7 protein-coding genes are annotated in these 4908 nt (G+C 68.3%); 2 read left to right on the top strand and 5 right to left on the bottom strand.

Annotation, left to right across the window (positions count from 1 at the left end):
• Positions 1-188: EAL domain-containing protein (locus tag AC1D15_RS18070; protein WP_477827067.1), on the top strand; the 188-nt coding region annotated here is incomplete at its 5' end.
• A gap of 23 nt (positions 189-211) precedes the next feature.
• Here the strand turns inward: AC1D15_RS18070 and AC1D15_RS18065 are convergent.
• Both AC1D15_RS18065 and glmU read right to left on the bottom strand, forming a co-directional pair.
• The gene (locus AC1D15_RS18065) at positions 212-559 is read right to left on the bottom strand and encodes a DUF7674 family protein (protein WP_465110633.1); all 348 of its coding nucleotides are present in this window, start codon (positions 557-559) and stop codon (positions 212-214) included.
• Positions 560-644: 85 nt separating this feature from the next.
• On the bottom strand, positions 645-2018 hold the full coding sequence (glmU, locus tag AC1D15_RS18060) for a bifunctional UDP-N-acetylglucosamine diphosphorylase/glucosamine-1-phosphate N-acetyltransferase GlmU (protein ID WP_477827066.1): 1374 nt from the start codon (positions 2016-2018) through the stop codon (positions 645-647).
• Between glmU and AC1D15_RS18055 the strand changes: the two genes are divergently transcribed.
• Positions 2017-2898 carry a DUF6279 family lipoprotein gene (locus AC1D15_RS18055; RefSeq protein ID WP_477827065.1) on the top strand — a complete coding sequence of 294 codons (882 nt, stop codon included), beginning with the start codon at positions 2017-2019 and terminating at the stop codon, positions 2896-2898. The genes glmU and AC1D15_RS18055 overlap by 2 nt on opposite strands.
• A gap of 4 nt (positions 2899-2902) precedes the next feature.
• On the opposite strand, the gene AC1D15_RS18050 is transcribed toward AC1D15_RS18055, so the two are convergent.
• From AC1D15_RS18050 to AC1D15_RS18040, 3 genes are read right to left on the bottom strand one after another with little or no spacing between them, the layout of a single operon-like run.
• The gene (locus AC1D15_RS18050; RefSeq protein ID WP_477827064.1) at positions 2903-3532 is read right to left on the bottom strand and encodes a DUF4136 domain-containing protein; all 630 of its coding nucleotides are present in this window, start codon (positions 3530-3532) and stop codon (positions 2903-2905) included.
• 17 nt (positions 3533-3549) lie between these two features.
• Complete coding sequence (gene ttcA, locus AC1D15_RS18045; RefSeq protein WP_465110629.1) at positions 3550-4473, bottom strand: tRNA 2-thiocytidine(32) synthetase TtcA; 924 nt, start codon at positions 4471-4473, stop codon at positions 3550-3552.
• Positions 4473-4871: a dihydroneopterin aldolase gene (locus AC1D15_RS18040; RefSeq protein ID WP_047507768.1), complete on the bottom strand. Its 399-nt coding sequence runs from the start codon at positions 4869-4871 to the stop codon at positions 4473-4475. Before AC1D15_RS18040 ends, ttcA begins: the two co-directional genes overlap by 1 nt.
• Positions 4872-4908 lie beyond the last annotated feature (37 nt).

Genomic DNA, 4908 nt, shown 5'->3' with positions numbered 1-4908 from the left:
CCATCGTGCAGCTGGCGCGCAGCCTGGACATCACGGTGATCGCCGAGGGCGTCGAGACGATCGCGCAGCAGGATTTCCTGACGCGGCTCGGCTGCGACGAACTGCAGGGCGAGCTGGTCAGCTCGCCGCTGCCGGCGGCGGCGTTCGAGGCGTGGGCGATCGCGCTGGCGCGGCCGGCGCTGGTGTGAACGCCGGGCGCAGACTCACCGACTCAGGGCCGCGTGATGATGTCGTCGTTGGCGAGCCAGCGCTCGGCGGCCGCGGCGGTGCGGACGGACAGGCCTTCGACCAGCGATGCCTTGACCAGGTCCCTGACGCCGGTGTCGCGCGATTCAAGCGCCCGCTCCATCAGCTGCAGCAAGCGGGTGACGGGTTCCGCCCCGGCCGGTTCCTTCACCAGCCCCATCACCACCCGGGTGACATCGGCCATGAATACCGCAGGCACCAGGCCCTGGTGGGCCTCGATGTGCTGCCTGTGCAACGCTGACAGTTCGGGAACCTGCGTCAGCAGGTCGTCGATGAACGCCGCGATGCTCATCTGCTTTTCCAGGGGGCTCACGGGATCCTTCGGAGCGGTTGACTGCAACCGACCTGTGTGACCCCGGGCGCCGATTGGTTCCCTGGCGGACGGCTCGTGCGGCCCGTCAGCGCTTCTTGACCGGCCTCGTCCACCCCTCGAGCGACACCTGCTTCGCGCGCGACACCGTCAGCTGGCCGGCCGGTGCGTCCTTCGAGATCGTCGAGCCGCCGCCGATCGTCGCGCCGGCACCGATCACGACCGGCGCGATCAGCACGCAGTTGCTGCCGACGTGCACGTCGTCGCCGATCACGGTGCGGTGCTTGTTCGCGCCGTCGTAGTTCGCGGTGATGCTGCCGGCGCCGTAGTTCACGCGCTCGCCGACCGTCGCATCGCCCAGGTAGGCCAGGTGGTTGGCCTTCGCGCCCTTTGCGAGCGTCGAGTTCTTCACCTCGACGAAGTTGCCGATGTGCACCTCGTCGCCCAGCTGCGCGCCGGGGCGCAGCCGCGCGAACGGGCCGACCAGCGCACCGCGCCCGACGCTGACGCCCTGCGCCTCGCCGTCGATGTGCGTGAATGGATGGATCACCGCGCCGGCCAGGAGGCGCGCGTTGCGGACCACGCAGTTCGCGCCGATGCGCACGCCGTCGCCGAGCTCGACCTCGCCGTCGAAGATGCAGTTGACGTCGATCTCGACGTCGCTGCCGCAGGTGAGGCTGCCGCGCACGTCGAAGCGCGCCGGATCGGCCAGCCGCACGCCGGCCTCCATCAGCGCCTCGGCACGGGCGCGCTGGTAGCGGCGCTCCAGGTCGGCCAGCTGCATCGGGCTGTTGACGCCCAGCACCTCGGTCTCGCTCTTCGGCTGCGCGGTGACGACCGGCACGCCGTCGGCGACCGCCATCGCGATGATGTCGGTCAGGTAGTACTCGCCCTGGGCGTTCTTGTTGTCGAGCCTGGCCAGCCAGCCCTTCAGGCGCTTCGTCGGCACCGCCATCACGCCGGTGTTGACCTCGCGGATCTCGCGCTGCGCGGGCGTCGCGTCCTTGTGCTCGACGATCGCGCGCACCTGCTCGCCGTCGCGCACGATGCGGCCGTAGCCGGTGGCATCGGCCAGCGTGATCGTCAGCAGCGCGAAGCGCTCGCCGCCGCAAGCATCGACGAGCGCGCGCACCGTGGCCGCCTCGATCAGCGGCGTGTCGCCGTTCAGGATCAGCGTGGTGCCTTCGTCGTGCAGCTGCGGCACGGCCTGCTGCACGGCGTGGCCGGTGCCCAGCTGCGGCATCTGCCGCACGAAGAGCAATCCGGGTGCCTGCACCGCCGCCTCGACCTGTTCGGCGCCGTGGCCGGTGATCGTGATGATGCGGGTCGCCCCCAGCGATGCTGCGGTACCGAGAACATGCTGCAATAGGCTTCGCCCGGCCAGCTTGTGCAAGACCTTGGGCAGGCTGGATTTCATGCGGGTGCCCTTGCCCGCGGCCATGATCACGATGTCGAGTGCCATGCAACGTCCTTTTTTCAGGTCGGTGATTATCGGCGTCGCGCTGGCGCTGACCACCCTGCTTTCAGGGTGTGGTGCGATGCGCCTGGCCTACAACCAGGCGCCGGACCTCGGCTACTGGTGGCTGGACAAGTACATCGACTTCAACGACGAGCAGACGCCGCGGGTGCGCGACGCGATCACGTCGTGGTTCCGCTGGAACCGCCGCACCCAGCTGCCGGACTATGCGCAATGGGTGGACAAGCTGGCCGGCGAGCTGCAGCAACCCATCACGGCCGCCCAGGCCTGCCGCTGGACCGACGAGGTCGAATCGYGCATGTTCACCGGCCTCGACCAGGCGCTGCCGGCGCTGGCCGAGACGGCGCTGTCGCTGAGGCCGGAGCAGCTGAAGCACATCGAGAAGCGCTACGCGAAGGTCAACGAGGACTATGCCGACGACTACCTGCAGCCCGACCCGCAGGACCGGCTGAAGGCCACGATGAAGCGCACGATGGAGCGCGCCGAGATGCTGTACGGCGACCTCGACGAGGCGCAGACCGAGCGGGTGCGGCGGGCGATGGCGGCATCGCCGTTCGACCCGGAGCTGTGGCTGGCCGAACGCAAGGCGCGCCAGCAGGACGTGCTGCAGACGCTGCGAAAGCTGCTGGCCGAGCGGCCGCCGCAGCCCCAGGTGCAGGCCGCGCTGCGCGCGATCGCCGAGCGGGTGCAGCACTCGCCGCGCGAGAACTTCCGCAGCTACCAGGAGAAGCTGACGCGCTACAACTGCGAGTTCGGGGCGCAGCTGCACAACACGACGACCGCGGAGCAGCGGCAGTACGCGGCGAAGAAGCTCAAGGGCTGGGCCGGCGACTTTCGCGCGCTGGCGGCGGACACCGGGCGATGATGGATCAGCTCGGCGGAAGCTGGATCGTCACGCGCCGAGGGTTGATCCCGGTCTGYGGAAAGTCCTTCAGCGCCGCGTCGAACATCGCGGCGATCATCGCATCGCCACCCATCGTCGTACCGTCGTTGGCCGCGCGCGCCTCATACACCACCTGCCCGGACTGCCGGTCGCGGATCAGCACCGCCACCTCGCGGTCGTAGTAGGTCGTGTCGTAGTAGCGCGGGCCGAAGTAGCCGGGCGGGCCCCAGAACGGGCCTCGGCCATAGCCGCCGTAGCCGTAGCGCGAACGGAACAAGCCGCCATGCCACCAGAACGGGTCGTCGTACGGCGAGACGTCGTAGCGGTTGATGCGCGCGCCGACCTGCACCGTGAAATCGGCCGCCTTCGCGTCGCCCGCCTCGCTGAAGCCGGCCACCTGCAGCGAGTGCCGGGCCATCGACTCCAGCTTCTCCTGCTCCATCGCCCGCGCCTGCTGCGACGGCAGGCGCTCGAAGGCGTAGGTCGATGCGCTGCGCCCGGCCGGCCATTGGCTGTAGGTGGAGACGTTGCTGTCGACCGCGTTCATCGCGGCACACCCCCCCAGGCCCAGCAGCGCGCCGGCCAGCAGGGTGGTGGTCAGGGCAGGTTTCCACATGGTCGGCCTCCGTCAGGTCAAACGTGCAGCTTGATGGGCACCGCGTCGCCGGCGGGTTCGGCCGGGGCACAGCTCTCGTCGTCGTCGAAGGCCCGATCGCCAGCGGCATCGGGCACGCCGGTGGTTTTGAGTGTGGTGAACGGGTAGAGGTTCCGGTCCATCATGTGCGACGGCACGATGTTGCCCATCGCGGTGAACATGTTCTCGATGCGGCCGGGGAAGCGCTTGTCCCAGTCGCGCAGCATCTGCTTGGTCTGCACGCGCTGCAGGTTCTCCTGGCTGCCGCACAGCGTGCACGGGATGATCGGGAACTGCCGGTGCGCGGCCCAGCGCTCCAGGTCGGGCTCGGCCACGTAGGCGAGCGGGCGGATCACGATGTTCTTGCCGTCGTCGCTGACCAGCTTCGGCGGCATGCCCTTCATGCGGCTGCCGAAGAACATGTTCATGAACAGCGTCTGCAGCATGTCGTCGCGGTGGTGGCCGAGCGCCACCTTGGTCGCGCCGAGCTCGCCGGCCACGCGGTACAGGATGCCGCGGCGCAGCCGCGAGCACAGGCTGCACATCGTCTTGCCCTCGGGGATCAGGCGCTTGACGATCGAGTAGGTGTCCTGGTTCTCGATGTGGAACGGCACGCCGCGCGACTTCAGGTACTCCGGCAGCACGTGGTCCGGAAAGCCCGGCTGCTTCTGGTCGAGGTTCACCGCCACCAGCTCGAAGCGGATCGGCGCGCGCTGCTGCAGGTTCAGCAGGATGTCGAGCAGCGCATAGCTGTCCTTGCCGCCGGACACGCAGACCATCACCTTGTCGCCGTCCTCGATCATGTTGAAGTCGGCGATCGCCTGGCCGACCTGGCGGTGCAGGCGCTTGCTGAGCTTGTTGATCTCGAAGGCCTGCTTCGCCTCGTCCTTGGTGTCTTGTCGGTTGTCCAGTACGGCACTCATCACAGGTCCTTCTTCATTCCAAACACTTCGCAGCCGACGGCTTCGCAGTCGGGGTACACGTCGGGTTTCGCGGTCGACACGCGCGCGGCGCGCACGCGCGGGTGCGCCAGCATCAGCGCCAGCACGTCGTCGCACAGCGTTTCCTGCAGGTGGATGTGGCCCTGCAGCACGCGGTGGGCGATGGTGCGGCGCATGAAGTCGTAGTCGACCACCTCGTCGAGCTTGTCGGCCTTCGGCGTCGACATCGCGAGCGGAATGTAGAGATCGACGTTGATCAGCACCCGCTGCTCGCCCCTCTTCTCGAATTCGTGCACGCCGATGTTGATCCGCACCTCGTAGTCGTGCAGGAACAGCCGGCGGCAGTCCATCAGGCTGGGGTTGCTGAGGAGCGAATGCATGTCAGGTCTTCTTCCCGGGATTGGCAATGAACATCAC

The sequence above is a fragment of the Rhizobacter sp. P2_H2 genome, assembly GCF_056403375.1.
Note: the sequence above shows the minus strand (reverse complement) of the source record. Positions and strands in the feature narration are given on the sequence as shown.